General features: G+C 37.9%; 20 protein-coding genes and 1 tRNA gene. 13 read left to right on the top strand and 8 right to left on the bottom strand.

Annotated elements, in window-relative coordinates; all coding sequences use genetic code 11:
- Positions 1-62: 62 nt before the first annotated feature.
- Positions 63-716 carry an A24 family peptidase gene (locus ABN212_RS02310; protein ID WP_349442805.1) on the bottom strand — a complete coding sequence of 218 codons (654 nt, stop codon included), beginning with the start codon at positions 714-716 and terminating at the stop codon, positions 63-65.
- 251 nt (positions 717-967) lie between these two features.
- Here ABN212_RS02310 and rsmE point away from each other — a divergent pair, with 251 nt between their 5' ends.
- The 4 genes from rsmE (at position 968) to ruvX (ending at position 3,792) form a co-directional block, all read left to right on the top strand.
- The gene (rsmE, locus tag ABN212_RS02305) at positions 968-1,699 is read left to right on the top strand and encodes a 16S rRNA (uracil(1498)-N(3))-methyltransferase (protein WP_196534276.1); all 732 of its coding nucleotides are present in this window, start codon (positions 968-970) and stop codon (positions 1,697-1,699) included.
- Positions 1,700-1,709: 10 nt separating this feature from the next.
- Positions 1,710-2,666, top strand: a complete 957-nt coding sequence (gshB, locus tag ABN212_RS02300) for a glutathione synthase (RefSeq protein ID WP_109373905.1) — start codon at positions 1,710-1,712, stop codon at positions 2,664-2,666.
- Between the two features lie 143 nt (positions 2,667-2,809).
- Positions 2,810-3,373 carry a YqgE/AlgH family protein gene (locus ABN212_RS02295; protein WP_023581015.1) on the top strand — a complete coding sequence of 188 codons (564 nt, stop codon included), beginning with the start codon at positions 2,810-2,812 and terminating at the stop codon, positions 3,371-3,373.
- Positions 3,373-3,792 carry a Holliday junction resolvase RuvX gene (gene ruvX, locus ABN212_RS02290; RefSeq protein WP_198620992.1) on the top strand — a complete coding sequence of 140 codons (420 nt, stop codon included), beginning with the start codon at positions 3,373-3,375 and terminating at the stop codon, positions 3,790-3,792. The genes ABN212_RS02295 and ruvX overlap by 1 nt, the downstream gene beginning before the upstream one ends.
- Positions 3,793-3,840: 48 nt before the next feature.
- Here the strand turns inward: ruvX and ABN212_RS02285 are convergent, their stop codons facing one another.
- Positions 3,841-4,845, bottom strand: coding sequence for a type IV pilus twitching motility protein PilT (locus tag ABN212_RS02285; protein WP_198626076.1), 1,005 nt, complete (start codon positions 4,843-4,845; stop codon positions 3,841-3,843).
- 21 nt (positions 4,846-4,866) lie between these two features.
- Here ABN212_RS02285 and ABN212_RS02280 point away from each other — a divergent pair, with 21 nt between their 5' ends.
- Genes ABN212_RS02280 through hemW form a run of 5 tightly spaced genes read left to right on the top strand, consistent with a single transcriptional unit; the run spans position 4,867 to position 8,702 of the window.
- Positions 4,867-5,565, top strand: coding sequence for a YggS family pyridoxal phosphate-dependent enzyme (locus tag ABN212_RS02280; protein WP_196534280.1), 699 nt, complete (start codon positions 4,867-4,869; stop codon positions 5,563-5,565).
- A gap of 14 nt (positions 5,566-5,579) precedes the next feature.
- Positions 5,580-6,398 carry a pyrroline-5-carboxylate reductase gene (gene proC / locus ABN212_RS02275; RefSeq protein WP_109373901.1) on the top strand — a complete coding sequence of 273 codons (819 nt, stop codon included), beginning with the start codon at positions 5,580-5,582 and terminating at the stop codon, positions 6,396-6,398.
- A gap of 18 nt (positions 6,399-6,416) precedes the next feature.
- Positions 6,417-6,974 (top strand): YggT family protein, encoded by a 558-nt coding sequence (locus tag ABN212_RS02270; protein ID WP_196534281.1) that lies wholly within the window; start codon positions 6,417-6,419, stop codon positions 6,972-6,974.
- A gap of 11 nt (positions 6,975-6,985) precedes the next feature.
- Positions 6,986-7,579: an XTP/dITP diphosphatase gene (locus ABN212_RS02265; RefSeq protein ID WP_160230042.1), complete on the top strand. Its 594-nt coding sequence runs from the start codon at positions 6,986-6,988 to the stop codon at positions 7,577-7,579.
- Positions 7,572-8,702, top strand: a complete 1,131-nt coding sequence (gene hemW / locus ABN212_RS02260; RefSeq protein WP_198630193.1) for a radical SAM family heme chaperone HemW — start codon at positions 7,572-7,574, stop codon at positions 8,700-8,702. Before ABN212_RS02265 ends, hemW begins: the two co-directional genes overlap by 8 nt.
- Before the next feature lie 93 nt (positions 8,703-8,795).
- Here hemW and ABN212_RS02255 read toward each other — a convergent pair whose 3' ends face one another.
- The 5 genes from ABN212_RS02255 to trmB all read right to left on the bottom strand — a co-directional run bounded on the left by ABN212_RS02255 (position 8,796) and on the right by trmB (position 12,726).
- A complete protein-coding gene (locus tag ABN212_RS02255; RefSeq protein WP_198620995.1) occupies positions 8,796-9,746 on the bottom strand; it encodes a siderophore ABC transporter substrate-binding protein in 951 nt (316 codons plus the stop codon).
- Between the two features lie 173 nt (positions 9,747-9,919).
- On the bottom strand, positions 9,920-10,657 hold the full coding sequence (locus ABN212_RS02250) for a DUF2884 family protein (protein ID WP_109373896.1): 738 nt from the start codon (positions 10,655-10,657) through the stop codon (positions 9,920-9,922).
- Between the two features lie 22 nt (positions 10,658-10,679).
- Positions 10,680-11,606, bottom strand: coding sequence for a glutaminase B (gene glsB, locus ABN212_RS02245; protein ID WP_198620996.1), 927 nt, complete (start codon positions 11,604-11,606; stop codon positions 10,680-10,682).
- 74 nt (positions 11,607-11,680) lie between these two features.
- Positions 11,681-12,007, bottom strand: coding sequence for a YggL family protein (locus ABN212_RS02240; RefSeq protein WP_023581025.1), 327 nt, complete (start codon positions 12,005-12,007; stop codon positions 11,681-11,683).
- Complete coding sequence (trmB, locus tag ABN212_RS02235) at positions 12,007-12,726, bottom strand: tRNA (guanosine(46)-N7)-methyltransferase TrmB (protein WP_109373894.1); 720 nt, start codon at positions 12,724-12,726, stop codon at positions 12,007-12,009. The genes ABN212_RS02240 and trmB overlap by 1 nt, the downstream gene beginning before the upstream one ends.
- A gap of 216 nt (positions 12,727-12,942) precedes the next feature.
- Here trmB and mutY point away from each other — a divergent pair, with 216 nt between their 5' ends.
- The 4 genes from mutY (at position 12,943) to ABN212_RS02215 (ending at position 15,745) form a co-directional block, all read left to right on the top strand.
- Complete coding sequence (gene mutY, locus ABN212_RS02230) at positions 12,943-13,983, top strand: A/G-specific adenine glycosylase (RefSeq protein WP_198620997.1); 1,041 nt, start codon at positions 12,943-12,945, stop codon at positions 13,981-13,983.
- A 29-nt stretch (positions 13,984-14,012) separates the two neighbouring features.
- Positions 14,013-14,285, top strand: a complete 273-nt coding sequence (locus ABN212_RS02225; RefSeq protein ID WP_098943971.1) for an oxidative damage protection protein — start codon at positions 14,013-14,015, stop codon at positions 14,283-14,285.
- Between the two features lie 63 nt (positions 14,286-14,348).
- Positions 14,349-15,419, top strand: a complete 1,071-nt coding sequence (gene mltC / locus ABN212_RS02220) for a membrane-bound lytic murein transglycosylase MltC (protein WP_196534285.1) — start codon at positions 14,349-14,351, stop codon at positions 15,417-15,419.
- Between the two features lie 250 nt (positions 15,420-15,669).
- Positions 15,670-15,745: transfer RNA gene (locus ABN212_RS02215), tRNA-Phe, on the top strand.
- Between the two features lie 167 nt (positions 15,746-15,912).
- Here ABN212_RS02215 and ABN212_RS02210 read toward each other — a convergent pair.
- Positions 15,913-16,098 carry a hypothetical protein gene (locus ABN212_RS02210; RefSeq protein ID WP_349442804.1) on the bottom strand — a complete coding sequence of 62 codons (186 nt, stop codon included), beginning with the start codon at positions 16,096-16,098 and terminating at the stop codon, positions 15,913-15,915.
- Between the last annotated feature and the right edge of the window lie 730 nt (positions 16,099-16,828).

Raw genomic sequence — 16,828 nt, 5'->3', positions numbered from 1 at the left:
ATTTCGATTTTTACTATTATATTTTTTGTTATAAATGCCTAACCAGAACAGATTGAAATCAACTAATTAAAGGAGTTATAAGACGAAAAATAAAAACCTAATATCATTAATGTTGAAAATGAAAGACAAGAGCCAAATGCTACTTTTTTTAAAAACTCTTTCGTTGTGAGCAATACTCCGCAATACACACTTAATCCCAACAAAGAGCCGAGTAATAAAATATGAGGTAATTTTTCAAATCCACACCATGCACCTATCGCACTAAATAGTTTCACATCACCAAAACCTAAAACACATTTTTGATAGATCAAATATCCCCATAAATAGATGCCATAAAAAAGCCCTGCACCACCTAAAAAACCATAAAAAGCATGATCAAAAGGTACTAGCCCAAAGGTTGTGTAATTGCACGATAGCCCTAAAAATATTAGCCAATAAGTCAATGTATTAGGCAAAAGAAAATAGTCAGCATCAAAGAAAGAGAGCATTAATAAATAAAAGCTTAATACAGAAAGTATTATCAATAAAGAAAGCGAATAAATTGAAAAAAACCAATATAAACAAATAATAATATAACTTATAGCAAGTTGTTTACGACGGGTTTTAGGTAACAAAAATAATAGTAAAAAAGGCAGACAAAACTTAATAAAAACAAGAAACTCATTCAAAAAAGAGAGTAAAGGTGTTTTTATAAAACAACAACGGCTTAATGGCATAAATATCTACTCCTTAGATACCTCGTTATCCCTGTTAAACGACTGTATAAGAGTCTCCATTTAATACCGAGAATTTTCTTTATAATAACAATGAAAACATGAAATTTTGCGACAAAACACGCAATAAGATCCGCGCTATACTAACGATAAAAGCAAAGTGATAACTTGCATGCCATAATGTCATGCGTATGATGCATATCACATATTTTATTTATCACGGTTAACCATCTTTTACGTAAGGGTTTCACGTTATGCGTATTCCTCGCATTTATCATCCAGAACCACTCACAGCAGGTACTCAAACAGCATTAGATGAAGAAGCATCTAATCATGTTGGGCGTGTATTAAGAATGTCTACTGGGCAAAAACTGGCACTATTTGATGGTTCAAATCAAGTATTTGATGCTGAAATTATCGAAAGCACAAAGAAGTCAGTCACTGTGCAAATTAATGATGGCATTGTTGATGATAAAGAATCCCCTCTCGACCTCCATTTAGGGCAAGTGCTTTCACGAGGCGAGAAAATGGAGTTTACTATTCAAAAATCAGTTGAGTTAGGTGTTAATACGATCACTCCACTGATCTCAGAACGCTGTGGTGTTAAACTTGACCCTAGCCGTTTAGAGAAAAAGCATCAGCAATGGCAAAAAATTATTATCTCGGCATGTGAGCAATGTGGCAGAAATAGCATTCCACAATTAATGCCAGTGATGTCATTAGAAGAATGGTGTGCTCAAGATGATGGTAGTTTAAAACTCAATTTACATCCTAGGGCTAACCAAAGTATTAATACCTTACCCTTACCGGTTAAAAAAGTGCGCTTATTGATTGGCCCTGAGGGTGGACTTTCTCCTGAAGAAATCGCCATGACAGCAGAGCACCATTTTACTGATATTTTATTAGGTCCTCGTGTATTAAGAACTGAAACAACAGCACTCACCGCAATCACCGCTTTGCAGGTTCGGTTCGGCGATCTGGGATAAAGGAGAAGTAATGATTAAATTAGGTATTGTGATGGACCCAATTTCATCCATCAAAATCAAAAAAGACACCAGCTTTGCCATGCTATTAGAAGCGCAACGTCGTGGCTGGGAAATTCATTATATGGAGATGAACGATCTTTACCTACACCAAGGTGAAGCACGCGCTCACACTCGTTTACTCAGCGTAGAAGAGAACCCAGAAAAATGGTTTGAATTTGGCCAAGAGCAGGATATTGCTTTAGGTGAATTAGATACTATTTTAATGCGTAAAGATCCGCCTTTTGATACCGAATTTATCTACGCAACCTATATTTTAGAACGCGCTGAAGATATGGGAACACTGATAGTCAATAAGCCACAAAGCTTACGTGACTGTAATGAAAAACTCTTTACTGCATGGTTCCCGACATTAACACCCGACACATTAGTCACTCGTGAAGCTAAGCATTTACGAGCTTTCCATGAAAAACACGGTGATGTTATTTTCAAGCCACTAGATGGTATGGGTGGTGCATCAATCTTCCGCTTGAAAAAAGATGATCCAAACGTAGGTGTTATTATTGAAACATTGACAGAACATGGTCATCGTTTCTGTATGGCACAAAATTTCCTACCTGAAATCGTTAACGGCGACAAACGTATCCTTGTTGTTGATGGCGAACCAGTGCCTTATTGCTTAGCTCGAATTCCTGCAAAAGGCGAAACGCGAGGTAACTTAGCTGCTGGTGGTCGTGGAGAAGCTCGTCCATTAACAGAAAGTGATTGGGCAATTGCGCGTCAAGTTGCACCTATTCTTAAACAAAAAGGTCTTATTTTTGTCGGACTAGATGTTATTGGCGATCGTTTGACTGAGATTAACGTTACAAGCCCAACCTGTGCCCGTGAAATTGAAGCAGCTTATCCTGATATTTCTATTACAGGCATGTTAATGGATGCTATTGAAGTGCGCTTAAACAAGAAAAACTAACTTTTAGACACAGAGATTAACGGGTTTAAAAGTATGAACCTAGCCCCCACATATTAATCAATAAGCGGTATACATTAAGAAATACAATGTATAAAAGGGCTAGGTTTTTTTAATAAAAATGATCAGGGAACAGTACTACTATTATGAATTTACTTAACCATTTTCTTATTGCTATGCCTTCATTAAGCGATCCGTTATTTGAACGCTCGGTCGTCTATGTTTGCGAACATAATGAAAACGGTGCGATGGGCTTAATTATTAATAAACCTATCGAAGATATCTCTGTGGAAGGAGTATTAGATCAATTGGAAATTTTTTCGACTGATAGAGACGAAGCAATTAGCTTACAAAAACCTGTGATGTCAGGAGGCCCAGTTGCAGAAGAACATGGTTTTATCTTGCATACTCCAGTTTCAGGTTTTAGTTCTAGCATCAAAATTAGTGACAGCACAATGATCACAACTTCCAAAGATGTATTAGAAACCCTAGGTACAGCAAGGCAACCAGAAAAAACATTAGTCTCTCTAGGTTATTCCAGTTGGGAACAAGGCCAATTAGAGAAAGAGATTTTAGAAAATAGTTGGCTAACAGTTGAAGCCTCACCTCAAATTATTTTTGATACCCCTATTGCTGAACGTTGGCATAAAGCCGCTGAATTAATTGGGATTAATATCCACACCATTTCACCAATAGCGGGTCACGCATAATGTCAAACAGAACGGTAATGGGCTTTGATTTCGGCACTAAAAGCATTGGTGCCGCTATTGGTCAAGAAATTACAGGAACCGCTAGACCTTTAGCCTCATTTAAAGCAAAAGATGGTATTCCTGATTGGACTCAAATCGAAAAAATCATAAAAGAGTGGCAACCTGATTTAGTGGTTGTCGGCTTACCTCTTAATATGGATGGCACCGAACAGTTAGTCACAACTCAAGCTAAAAAGTTTGCTAATCGCCTTCATGGTCGATTTGGTGTACAAATTGCGTTGCATGATGAACGCCTTAGCACCGTAGAAGCTCGCGCTCATCTTTTTGAACGTGGTGGTTACCGCTCCTTAGATAAAGGCAGTGTAGATGCAGCATCTGCCGTTATTATTCTTGAAAGCTGGTTTGAACAGCAATCCTAAAAAATAGGTTCCACTTCGTGATCCCCACCTATTTTTACTTATAAGTTATCATTCAGCTTGAATTAAACCTTCATGTTGGCGTTGCTGCCGACTTAACATGAAGGTTTGCATGCCGTATTCACTACCTGTTTGCATTAATGTTGTCACTTGGTGGTATTTTCCTTCTCTTATAAGATGTGAAATACCCTGCGTAACCTGCATTATTTCAAATAACGCCACACGCCCACCTTCAGTTGAAGGCACTAACTCTTGTGAAATTATCGCCCTTAAACTGCACGCTAATTGCGATGAAATCCATTGTCGCTCATTACCTGTAAAGACATTAGTGACGCGCTCAAGCGTTTGTACTGCTCCTTGAGTATGCAATGTTGCCAGCACCAAATGCCCTGTTTCTGCTGCCGTTAATGCCAACTGAATACTTTGTGCATCTCTTAACTCACCCAACATAATGACATCTGGATCTTGGCGTAGAGCACTCTTTATTGCATTTGCAGTATGTTGAACATCTCGCCCTATTTCCCTTTGCTGTACAATGCTTTGCTTATTGCCATGTATAAATTCAATAGGATCCTCTAATGTCAAAATATGCTGACGTTGATATTGGTTTAAATGGTTGATCATTGCGGCTAATGTCGATGATTTTCCACTTCCTGTTGCGCCAGTCACTAAAATAAGTCCATGAGAATAATTATCTAATAATGTTGAAACCGACTTGGGTACTCGAAGTTTATCTAAAGAAGGAATTTGTGTTTCAATTATTCTTAATACTGCTGAGACACCTTTTTGTTGGCGAAATAAATTAATACGAAGTCGTTGCCCACAAGACAGCGTAAGTGCCGTATCAACCTGCCCTTCATGCTCAAAAGTTTGCTTTTGAGCATCACTTAAAAAAGGCTTGAGCCACGTGAGTAGACTATCGGAAGTGATAGGTTTACATTGATTTTGTTGATAAAGTATTCCATTGATCCGCAATCGAGGTACATCACCACAACAAAGGTGCAGATCCGAAGCGTTATGCTTTACACTATATGCAATTAAATTTTCCATTTTCATCTTATTATCTCCTGAGTTGCCATGAATACTATTAAACAGAATCTCGTCAATGTCAGGTCTCACATTGACACAGCAGCGCAGAAATGCGGCCGTTCTTCAGAAGAAATAACACTACTTGCAGTGAGTAAAACCAAACCTGTGAGTGACATCGAAAAAGCAATAGCATGTGGACAAACTGAATTTGGTGAGAACTATGTCCAAGAAGGTGTTGATAAAATCCATTATTTTGCTAATAACCACACCTTAGTTTGGCACTTTATCGGCCCTTTACAGTCAAATAAAACACGCCTTGTTGCTGAGAATTTCGATTGGTGCCATACCATTGATAGATTAAAAATCGCTCAAAGATTAAGTGACCAACGCCCTGACTCATTGCCACCATTGAATGTACTTATTCAAATAAATATCAGTGATGAAAATAGTAAATCAGGTATTAATCTGAGTGAGCTTGATGGGTTAGCAGCACAAATTTCTATTCTTTCAGGCATTAAATTACGTGGATTAATGGCTATTCCAGCACCTGAAAGCAAGTATGACAAACAAGTTGAAGTGCTAGAAAAAATGCATCTCGCATTTAAGCAATTACAATCTCAATATCCCAATATAGATACGTTATCTATGGGAATGACGAGTGATATGGAAGCAGCTATTGCTTGCGGTTCAACACTCGTTCGTATTGGTACAGCAATTTTTGGCGCAAGAGATTACGCGGCTAAGTAGAAATAGAGGTTTATATGGAACATCGTAACATCGCTTTTATTGGCGCTGGAAATATGGCTCAGGCCATTATTGCAGGATTGGTTCAAGGTGGATATCCAGCACATAAGATAACCGTCAGCTCACCTTCTGCCGTTCGCCGTGAACCTTTAGAAAAAGAGTTCGGCATTCATAGTACTAATGACAATATTGATGCCGTTCAAAAAGCGGATGTTATTGTGCTGGCAGTAAAACCACAAATGATGGAAGAAGTTTGTAAGCCCTTACAAAATATCGATATGAGCAAAAAGTTAGTCCTTACTATCGCTGCTGGCATCCCTGCTACACGTTATAACGACTATTTTGCGACTCAATTACAGCTTGTTCGCATTATGCCAAATACTCCAGCACTGGTAGGTAAAGGCTTAAGTGGTATGTTTGCGCACAATTCACTTTCATCTCAAGATAAACAGTTTGCCGACGAATTAATGAAAAGTGTCGGAACAACTGTTTGGGTAGAGCAAGAATCTGCCATCAATGATATTATCGCCGTTGCTGGTAGTGCACCCGCTTATTTCTTCTTGTTTATGGAATCAATGCAACAAGAAGCTGAACGTTTGGGTTTTTCTCCTGAAGTAGCAAGAGCTATTGTGCAGCAAGCCGCAAGTGGTTCTACCGCCTTAGCTGAGAAACAACATATGTTGCCTTTCTCAACTTTACGAGAGCAAGTAACATCAAAAGGTGGAACGACAGCGGCTGCACTTATGCAGTTTTATGAAGGAAAATTACCTGAAAACGTCGCTTCTGCCATGCAAGCTGCGATTAAACGTGCGCAAGAAATGGAAAAACAATTTTAATTTCATCAGGGCCAACTAATGAATTTTTTAAATTTCGTCATTCTGACTCTTCTTCAACTCTACACATCCGTACTTCTATTACGTGTTTGGATGCAATGTGTTAGAGCTGATTTTTATAATCCTTTTTCACAATTTATCGTCAAGATCACACAGCCAATTGTTCGTCCATTAAGAAGTGTTATTCCTTCTATTGGCCCTATTGATACCGCGTCAGTCTTATTAGCCTATATACTCATTCTGCTTGGTATTATTATTCCATCTTACTTATCAGGAACATCAATTCCTTTCGCTTTAATGTTCCCATTTGCCTTTATTGAACTGCTCACAGCAGCAGGTAAGATGATTTTCTGGTTGATTATTATCCGAGCAATCCTTAGCTGGGTAAGCCAAGGTCGTAATCCAATTGATCACCTTTTATTTCAATTAACAGAACCTTTAATGGCACCAATTCGTCGTGTAATTCCGGCAATGGGTGGCTTAGATTTCTCTGCAATGATTGTTATTCTGGTACTTTATGCCTTGAATTATCTGCGTGTAGACGTTTTACAATGGCTACTTAGCGTAACGCTTTACTAAGGATAACTCTCATGCAAAAAGTCGTTCTCGCAACAGGAAATCCAGGGAAGGTCAAAGAGCTAGCCTCTTTGCTTTCTGATTTTGGTTTAGATATTGTTGCCCAAACAGAGCTAGGTGTTGATTCAGTGGAGGAAACGGGCTTAACCTTTGTTGAAAACGCGCTGATCAAAGCACGTCATGCGGCAAAAGTGACAGGTCTTCCAGCCATTGCTGATGACTCAGGTATTTCGGTAGATGCTTTAGGCGGTGCTCCGGGTATTTACTCAGCACGCTATGCGGGTGTTGATGCAAACGATCAGCAAAATCTGGATAAATTGCTTGATGCAATGAAAGATGTACCTGCTGAAAAACGCCAAGCGCAATTTAACTGTGTATTGGTTTATATGCGCCATGAGAACGATCCAACTCCGCTGATTTTCCACGGTATATGGCATGGTGTATTAAGCACAGAAATGCACGGTGAAGGTGGATTTGGCTATGATCCTATTTTCTTTGTTCCTGAATTAAATTGTACGGCGGCGCAATTAACTAAAGAGCAAAAAAATCAGCATTCGCATCGTGGTAAAGCACTTAAATTAATGTTGGATGCCCTTAAGAATGCTTAAGTTGCCCCCATTAAGTTTGTATATTCATATTCCTTGGTGTGTACAAAAATGCCCTTATTGTGATTTCAACTCACACACCTTAAAGGGAGAAGTACCACATAAGGAATATGTGCAACATTTACTCAATGACTTAGATGCCGATCTTATTCACGTTGGCTCCCGTGAAGTCCAGACAATATTTATTGGTGGCGGTACACCTAGCTTATTAAGTGCTGAATCAATGGCTGATTTACTCTATGGAGTGAAAGAGCGTATTGCTGTTAGCTCCAATGCAGAAATCACCATGGAAGCTAACCCAGGAACCGTAGAAGCGGAACGCTTTGCTGGATTCCAACGTGCTGGTGTAAATCGTATCTCTATTGGTGTACAAAGTTTTGGCGACGACAAGCTTATCCGCTTAGGTCGAATTCATGATGCAGATGAAGCTAAAAATGCGGCTCGTTTAGCCAAAGAATTAGGCTTACGTAGCTTTAATTTAGATTTAATGCATGGATTACCAGACCAATCATTATCTCAAGCGCTTTCGGATTTACAGCAAGCAATAGCGTTATCTCCGCCACATTTGTCTTGGTATCAATTAACCATTGAACCTAATACACAATTTGGCTCTCGCCCACCTAAATTACCTGATGACGATATGCTGTGGGATATTTTCTCAGAAGGCGATAAATTACTGACAGCAGCAGGTTATCAACAATATGAAACATCGGCATATTGCAAGCCAGGATTTCAGTGTGAGCACAACCTAAACTATTGGCGTTTTGGTGATTATTTAGGTATCGGTTGTGGTGCTCATGGGAAAATAAGCTTTGAAGATGGTCGCATAATGCGAACAGTAAAAACCAAGCACCCTAAAGGTTTTATGGAAGGTCGCTATCTCGATCAGCAAAATTTTGTTGATAATGATGACCGTCCATTTGAATTTTTTATGAACCGTTTTCGCCTATTAGAAGCATTTCCAAGACAAGATTTCAGTGATTACACTGGGCTTTCAGAAGAAGTGATTCGCCATCAAATAGATGAAGCTTTGGCGTTGGGTTATATCAGTGAAACTGACTCTCACTGGCAAATAACCCCTCACGGTAAGCTATTCTTAAATTCATTACTTGAGCTATTTCTTTAATATTGCTGATTTCAAATAGCTAATTTTAAAATACCCATACTGTTATTCACAATATGGGTATTTTTTATTTATGATAAAACGATCATAAAAGTCTTAGAATGCACTTTCTACCGCTTCAATCTGCTTAGTTAAGCTGTCTAATCCACCGCCAGAGAGATACCAAAGATCTGCTTGCAGATAAACAATATCGCCATTTTTATAAGCAGATGTCGTTTTAATTTCATCATTTTCAAAAGTAGCTTTTTCTAATTTATCAGCACCAATCGCTTCACTACGATCCACAATGAAAATCACATCAGGGTTTGCTTTTGCGATCACTTCAGAAGTGACAACTCGACGTTTATCTTTATCTTCTTCAGCTACAGGGGGTAATTCGGCTTTCTTCACTTTAACCACATCATAAATAACACTTTGGTTATTTGGCATTAAATTGCCTGCATTATGCAGTAACACTAAAACTTTTTTATCAGACTCTGCCGCTTTTTTCTGAGCCTGCTCAATCACTGTATTCAGTTTTGTCAGTTGCTCTTGGGTTGCTTGTTGCTTATCAAACAACTCTCCCATTAATTTAATATTCGCTTCAACTGAATCAAGATAATTAGCGCTATTGGTGCCTAAGTTAACGGTTGGTGCAATTTTCGCTAAAGCCTCATAAGAAGCGCCTTGTCGACCCGTAATAATAATTAAATCAGGTTTAATTTCGGCTAATTTTTCTAAGTCAGGCGCTTTCATACCACCGACATTAGCCACATTACTTGCAATACTTTCTTTAATATAAGCAGGCGCATTACCTAATGGTAACCCCACCACTTTATCAGCTAAACCTAACTGAACTAAAGAATCATATAAACCAAAATCAAATAGAACAACTTTTGAAGGGTTCTTAGTAACCGACGTTTCACCCAACAGGTGTTTAATCACCATTTTGTCATTCTGCTGACTAATAACTTGGTTAGGTTGGTATTCGATTGGCGTTTTGCTTAACGCTGAGAAACTCGTTACAGAAAGGATAGATGCGATAACTAAAGGAAGGATCTTCTTCATTAATTTTGCCCTGTTTAAGTGGGATACTCAAACAGGGCATTCTAAACAGCTCTCCCCACAAGTCAATTGAACAAGAATGATTTTCATTATTATTTTCAATTATTGTGAATCTGCCATTTGTAAAGCTTATTAATTATCTGGTTAATAACCCAATCATTAGAGAGACGGATCAGCTACTTCTTTAATGCATTAATTAATTCAACACGTTGATTTTCCATCTGTGTGATTTTGCTACAAGCTTGCTGACCAAATTGAGTAAACGCAGCTTCTTGCTGCTTCCACTCCTGATCTATGATCTTTTGAAAACCATCTAAGCTTCCTAATAATCCGCCTAAGGCTTTTTTACTGTCGCCACCTGCAGCGGCTAATAACTGTTTTTTCCCCAATTCATTAATGCTGTCTTGCAACATACCACCAAGGCTGCTTTCTACGATTTCACGGCCTTTAGCTTCAACTTCTTTAATGGCTTGAGAATGGAACGTAATGTTATTCGGTTCTATGCTGACCACTCTATCCATTTGCTGATTAAGATCTTTCTCTAATCTACTTAATCTATTGAGGATATTGCTTTCTTTGCCAAAAGCTTCAATCACTACTTTATCAAGCACTTTGCGAGAATCTTGCAGTTTTACCCCAGTTTCAGTTCTTAGCCAAGGTACGTCTCGTCTTACTGTGGCTTGATATTTTTTTGCTAATTCTTGTTGTTGTGGTGTCAATGTGGCACTTTTTTCATTTTGAAATAATGTGCCATCAGGATAAATCACCATTAAACCATGTGAACCAGCGACTTCAACAAATTCAGAGGTTATGCGTAAATCATCTTTTGGCATTACAGCACAATCAAAACTTGGTGATGCATTTGCTGTACCCGCAACAAAAAACAGTGTGACAGCAATATTTCTTAAATTCATAACAACGCTCCTGAAAACACACCTAAAAAATTGAACGCCCGACTTTGTTTGCTAATAATTCAAGTGCTGCACAACCTGCTAATGAGTTACCTGATTTATCCAGCTCTGGTGACCAAACTGCAACCGTAAAAGCATCGGGAACGACTGCAATAATGCCACCACCCACGCCTGATTTTCCGGGAATACCAATACGAAATGCAAATTCACCTGCACCATCATACATGCCACAAGTTAACATTAACGCATTTATTTGTCGGGTTTGTCTTGGCGTAATAATCTGATTTTTATTAACCACACACATACCTTGATTAGCTAAATAGCTAAAACATCGTACTAACTCGGTGCAACTCATCTCTATGGAGCAATAGTGAAAATAAGTTTCAAGCACCGTAATAACATCATTCTCAAAATTACCAAAAGATTTCATCAGATAAGCGATTGATGCATTTCGGCTAAGATGCTCCATCTCTGATTTTGCAACCACTGAGTTATAGCAAATATCTGGAGTATCAGTAAGAAAACGGATCACTTCTAACATTCTTTGCTTAGGCGCACTAAGTCGAGACTGCAACATATCAGTGATAACAATGGCACCCGCATTAATAAAAGGATTGCGCGGTATTCCCTTTTCCATTTCTAGCTGTATCAAGGAATTAAAAGGCAGACCTGATGGCTCTTTTCCTACACGTTGCCAAATTTCATTTTCTTCATAACGTGTTAAAGCAAGCGTTAAGCTAAGTACTTTAGAAATAGATTGAATCGAAAAGCGCTTATCTGCCATGCCTGATTGATAGAGTTCACCATCAACCGTATAAACAGCCATAGCAAGCTGTTCTGGAGGTATTTGAGCCAATGCGGGAATATAATCCGCGACTTTTCCTTGCCCGATTAATGGGCGAATTTGTTGCAAAATATCTGACAGTAATGCGTTAGATAACGTTGTAGTCACAGTCCCTTCCCCAGACAGACAAGGGCATCCTTTTGGATGCCCTTGTAATTATTTGCTAAATGTATAACTTTCTATCAATCCCACCAAACATCAAATAGTTCAGAGGTCTGTACATCTTGCATTTTGCTTTCTTTGAGGAAGTTTTCGACTAATTGGCGATGTTCTTCTGTACATTTACCAATTTGTTGTAAGCAGATTAAGCCTTCCCAGCTCAGGTAACCACTTGCATCAAATGCCAGCCCGTTTGGCTCAATAACTTTGAGGATCAGTTCATCAACAAAGCGATCTACTTCCTCAATTGGGGTATTTTCTGGGAAAGTCCATTTAACTGAGAAACCTAATTCCTGAAATTCATCGATACGCATTTTTTTGCGTAAGCGGCGACTACGTTGTTTAGCCATTATTTTACCCTCTTAAACATAAGATCCCAGACTCCGTGCCCTAAACGATGACCGCGTTTTTCAAACTTAGTCACAGGTCGTGTTTCTGGTCGTGGTACATAATCCTGAGTTTCTGACAAATTCTGATAACCCTCAACACTTGTCATCACTTCAAGCATATGTTCTGCATATGGTTCCCAATCTGTCGCCATATGAAAAACACCGTCTAACGTTAATTTTTTTAAAATTAATTCTGCAAAAGGCACTTGAACAATACGGCGTTTATTATGACGCGCTTTGTGCCATGGATCAGGGAAGAATAGCTGAACCATTTTTAAACTATTATCTGGGATCATATGATTGAGCACTTCAATCGCATCATGACACATGACTCTCAGATTACTTAATTGCTCTTCTTCAGCATTTGCAAGACAAGCCCCAACACCCGGTGCATGTACTTCAATACCGAAATAATTATTTTCTGGTGTATTTTTTGCCATAGTCACGAGCGATGCGCCCATGCCAAAGCCAATTTCTAAAATTACAGGCGCTTCGCGTCCAAAAACCTGACTGAAGTCGATGGGTTCCGGTTGATATTCAATACCAAAGACAGGCCACTGTGTTTCTAATGCTTGCTCTTGACGAGGTGTTAAACGACCTTGTCTACGAACAAAACTACGAACGCGTCGTAAAGCACGCCCTTCTTCATTGAATTCCGGAGAAATTACATTCTTGATCATGTCTAATACTGTCAGTCGTTAGGCCAATTATTTACTTAAAATCGTTATAATGTCGCTATAGTACAACTTAACCGACATTATCCAAAGATCACTAAGTTTAGCAAGAGTCACTCATAGAAGCATCACTCTATAAGATAAATATTAAGAGTGTTTACAGTTTATTCTCTCTGTGGTGCAATCTTACCTTAATCAGAACATGAGTTAATAAAATAAAACATGATGGAAGCTCAGCAATTTTCGCAAGTCGTGCTCAATTGGTATCACAAATATGGGCGTAAAACGCTCCCTTGGCAGCAAGAAAAAACGCCTTATCACGTATGGTTATCTGAAGTAATGCTGCAACAAACTCAAGTTGCTACGGTTATTCCTTATTTTGAGCGTTTTATTGCACGTTTTCCTGATGTTAGCGCATTGGCTAAAGCACCTCTTGATGAAGTGCTTCATTTATGGACAGGACTTGGTTATTACGCAAGAGCCAGAAACCTACATAAAGCAGCACAACACATTGTAGATAAACATCAAGGGCAGTTTCCTGATACCTTTGAGGACGTTTGTGCCTTACCTGGTGTTGGACGTTCAACCGCCGGTGCTATTTTATCGTTATCACTGAAAAAACCTTACCCAATTCTTGATGGTAATGTAAAACGTGTTTTAGCACGCTGCTATGCTGTCGAAGGCTGGCCGGGTAAAAAAGAGGTTGAAAATAAGTTGTGGGAGATCAGCGAAAACGTCACTCCAACTGAAGGTGTAGAGTATTTTAATCAGGCAATGATGGATTTAGGTGCAATGGTCTGTACAAGAAGTAAGCCTAAATGTGAATTATGCCCATTAAATACTGGCTGTATCGCTTATGCTCAAAATAATTGGGCGGATTATCCTGGGAAAAAACCGAAAAAAGTCATCCCAGAAAAAACAACTTATTTTCTTATTTTACAATATGATAATCTTGTTTGGTTAGATAAAAGGCCACCAGCAGGAATATGGGGCGGGTTATTTGCCTTTCCTCAATTTGAAACAAAAGCGCTTTTAGAACAGTGGCTAGCCGAGCATGGGCTCGATAATAATAAATCAGAGCAACTGATTTCATTTAGACATACTTTTAGCCACTTTCATTTAGATATTGTGCCAATTTGCGTAGAACTCTCAGCGTTTACCTCTATGATGGAGGCGCAAAAAGGACTTTGGTATAACTTACAGACACCTGCAACCGTAGGGTTAGCAGCACCTGTAGAGAATTTACTTAGACAATTAGCCTAAGCTAATCCCTGCGATATTGAGGATTTATTATGAGCAGAACTATTTTTTGTACTTTCCTTAACAAAGAAGCTGATGGACTTGATTTTCAGTTGTACCCAGGAGAAATTGGAAAGCGCATTTTCAATGAGATCTCAAAAGAAGCATGGGCTCAATGGATGACAAAACAGACCATGCTTATCAATGAGAAAAAACTTAACACCATGAATCCTGATGATCGCAAACTATTAGAACAAGAAATGGTGCGATTTTTATTCGAAGGCCATGATGTTCATATTGACGGTTACACACCACCTGAAAAATAATATTCACTTTTCCAGAGCCTTTAAGGCTCTGGTATTTTATTCACCATAGCGATGCAATTGACCATGAAAAAAATCCTTCTCTTGCTGATTATCGCCCCTCTACTCATTTCATGTAGTAGCCAACCACCAAAAACATTTGAACCTGATTACGCAAAGGATACCAATGCGTTCGATATTCTTATGGGGCAATTTGCCAATAATATCGAAATGATTTGGGGTATGAAGGAAGTATTAATCGCAGGCCCTAAAGATTACGTAAAATATACCAATGCTTATAAAACACGTAGCCATATTAATTTTGAAGCAGGTACAATTACGATAGAAACTTTAGGTGATGATGCGCCTCAATTCCAATTGCATAAGGCGATAGTCACAACGTTATTAATGGGTGAAGATCCAGGTTCTATTGACCTCTACTCTGACGTTAATAATATTCCTCACAGCACTGAACCGTTTTTATCTGGGCAGGTTCTTGATAATACGGGACAACCTATACGCTGGGAATGGCGAGCCAATAAGTTTGCAGATTATCTGATTGCCAATAAATTACAAAAACGCCAATCTGGTATGAATACCATTTGGTATGTCACCATTAATCTTGTTCCTAATCACCTTGATAAACGTGCTCATAAATATTTACCGCTCGTTCAACAAGCTGCGGCTAAATATGGGGTTGAACCATCACTGATCTTGGCAATTATGCAAATTGAATCAAGTTTTAACCCATATGCCGTGAGTAGTTCTGATGCGCTAGGTTTAATGCAGATTATGCCAGCAACGGCTGGACGAGATGTATTCCGAATGCAAGGAAAATCTGGGCAACCAAGTCGTAGTTACTTATTTGATCCAGCTAATAATATCGATGCTGGTGCGGCTTATATCTCAATTCTGCAAAATAGCTACCTTGGCGATATCAAAGATCCTGTTTCGCGCCGTTACGCCGTGATACAGGCTTACAACGGTGGTGCAGGTAGTGTGTTGCGAATATTCCACAACGATAAGAAACAAGCTGCTGCCATGATTAACAACTTAGAGCCAACGCAGGTGTATACCACATTACGTAATAAACACCCTGCCGACCAATCTCGTCGTTATCTTGAGAAAGTCAGTACAGCTCAACGTAACTATCGTTAGTTGATGCTTAATCCAAAAAACAAAGCTTCCTCAATGAATTTGGGGAAGCTTTTTTGTTATTGAGACTTAATAAACGATTTTATCGTCATGTATTTTTTGAGTATTGCAAAAGACTTTAGCTTTATTTTTACTCATCTCCCACGACAAATAGCGTTTTAATACCCAATGAGTTTAAAAAAACAGCAATCGAACGGTTTTGTGATAAATAACGTTGACGAGCAAGGCGATATCGGGTTTAATACGCCCCGTTGCCCGAATAGCTCAGTCGGTAGAGCAGGGGATTGAAAATCCCCGTGTCCTTGGTTCGATTCCGAGTTCGGGCACCATCTTTCATTTGTTCGTCAGTGAGTTAAATCACTGAGAGGGCAAAAAAGCTAAGATAAGACACAAATTTAACGTAAGTTATCTGTTGTTAAAATTTATTAAAAGCTTTGAATAAACAGTCTTGTTCATACCAAGGCTGTTTTTTTATTTGTAACTTTTACTTTCTTTCCTAACTCTGTAACTCTGTTCTAGCAATCAGTTGTTCTATATCATTTAAGAGCATCATTCTTGCAAAAGAATCACCAATATATTGATAGGCAAATTTCATTGCTATTCTTCTTAAATAACTGGATTCTCTTCTTAATGTATCGCTATATACATCACTATAACTATAGTCTAGTTCATACTCAGTCATTTCTTTCACATTCTTATTTAAAATAAAAACTTAAGTAATATCTCATCCAAATTATCGGCTATTATAGTGTAATATTTAATAATTCTTATTAATAGTAAATATTTAGTTTTCTACTTAGCAGAGAGATAAAAGTCCATTTAACCAAAGCAATAAAATAAATAGACTATAAATCTAAATATATAAGATAGGTTATTATTTATTTTTATAATTATAAAATTAATTTTATATAAAGACCTCTATATATTTACATGGTATTTATGATATTTACAGGAAAACCCAACATTCCCCTGATAATGTTATAAATGTTATAAACATTATATATATAAAATGATATCTTTATTAATACAAAAAATTCAGGGATATTTTTAATTATTAGTATATAAATCACAATTTAAATAACTCTTAAAATAATAAATTTACCACCAATAATAATTCTTATTTTCATTTTGAAATTAAAAATATAATTTTAAATATACTTAACATAAAAAAGCGATCGCTTTTATAACATTTATAATACAATTTAAGTTCATTTAAGAAATACCCCTGCTATATATCTCTTTTTAATTGAAACCTACCTCACAGAATATGAAATTCACCTTAATTGTCATTGACGAAATATAGCTTCAGCAGTAAATATAATAAGCAATGATTATAAAAACAGTGACCATCTTTAAAGATGGCTTTTTTAATCCTTAAATTGTCTCATTTTTTAGACAAATAAATATTACAG

This window comes from Proteus genomosp. 6 (assembly GCF_040139785.1).
Taxonomy (GTDB): Bacteria; Pseudomonadota; Gammaproteobacteria; order Enterobacterales; family Enterobacteriaceae; genus Proteus.
This window is presented reverse-complemented; position numbering and strand designations above follow the sequence as displayed.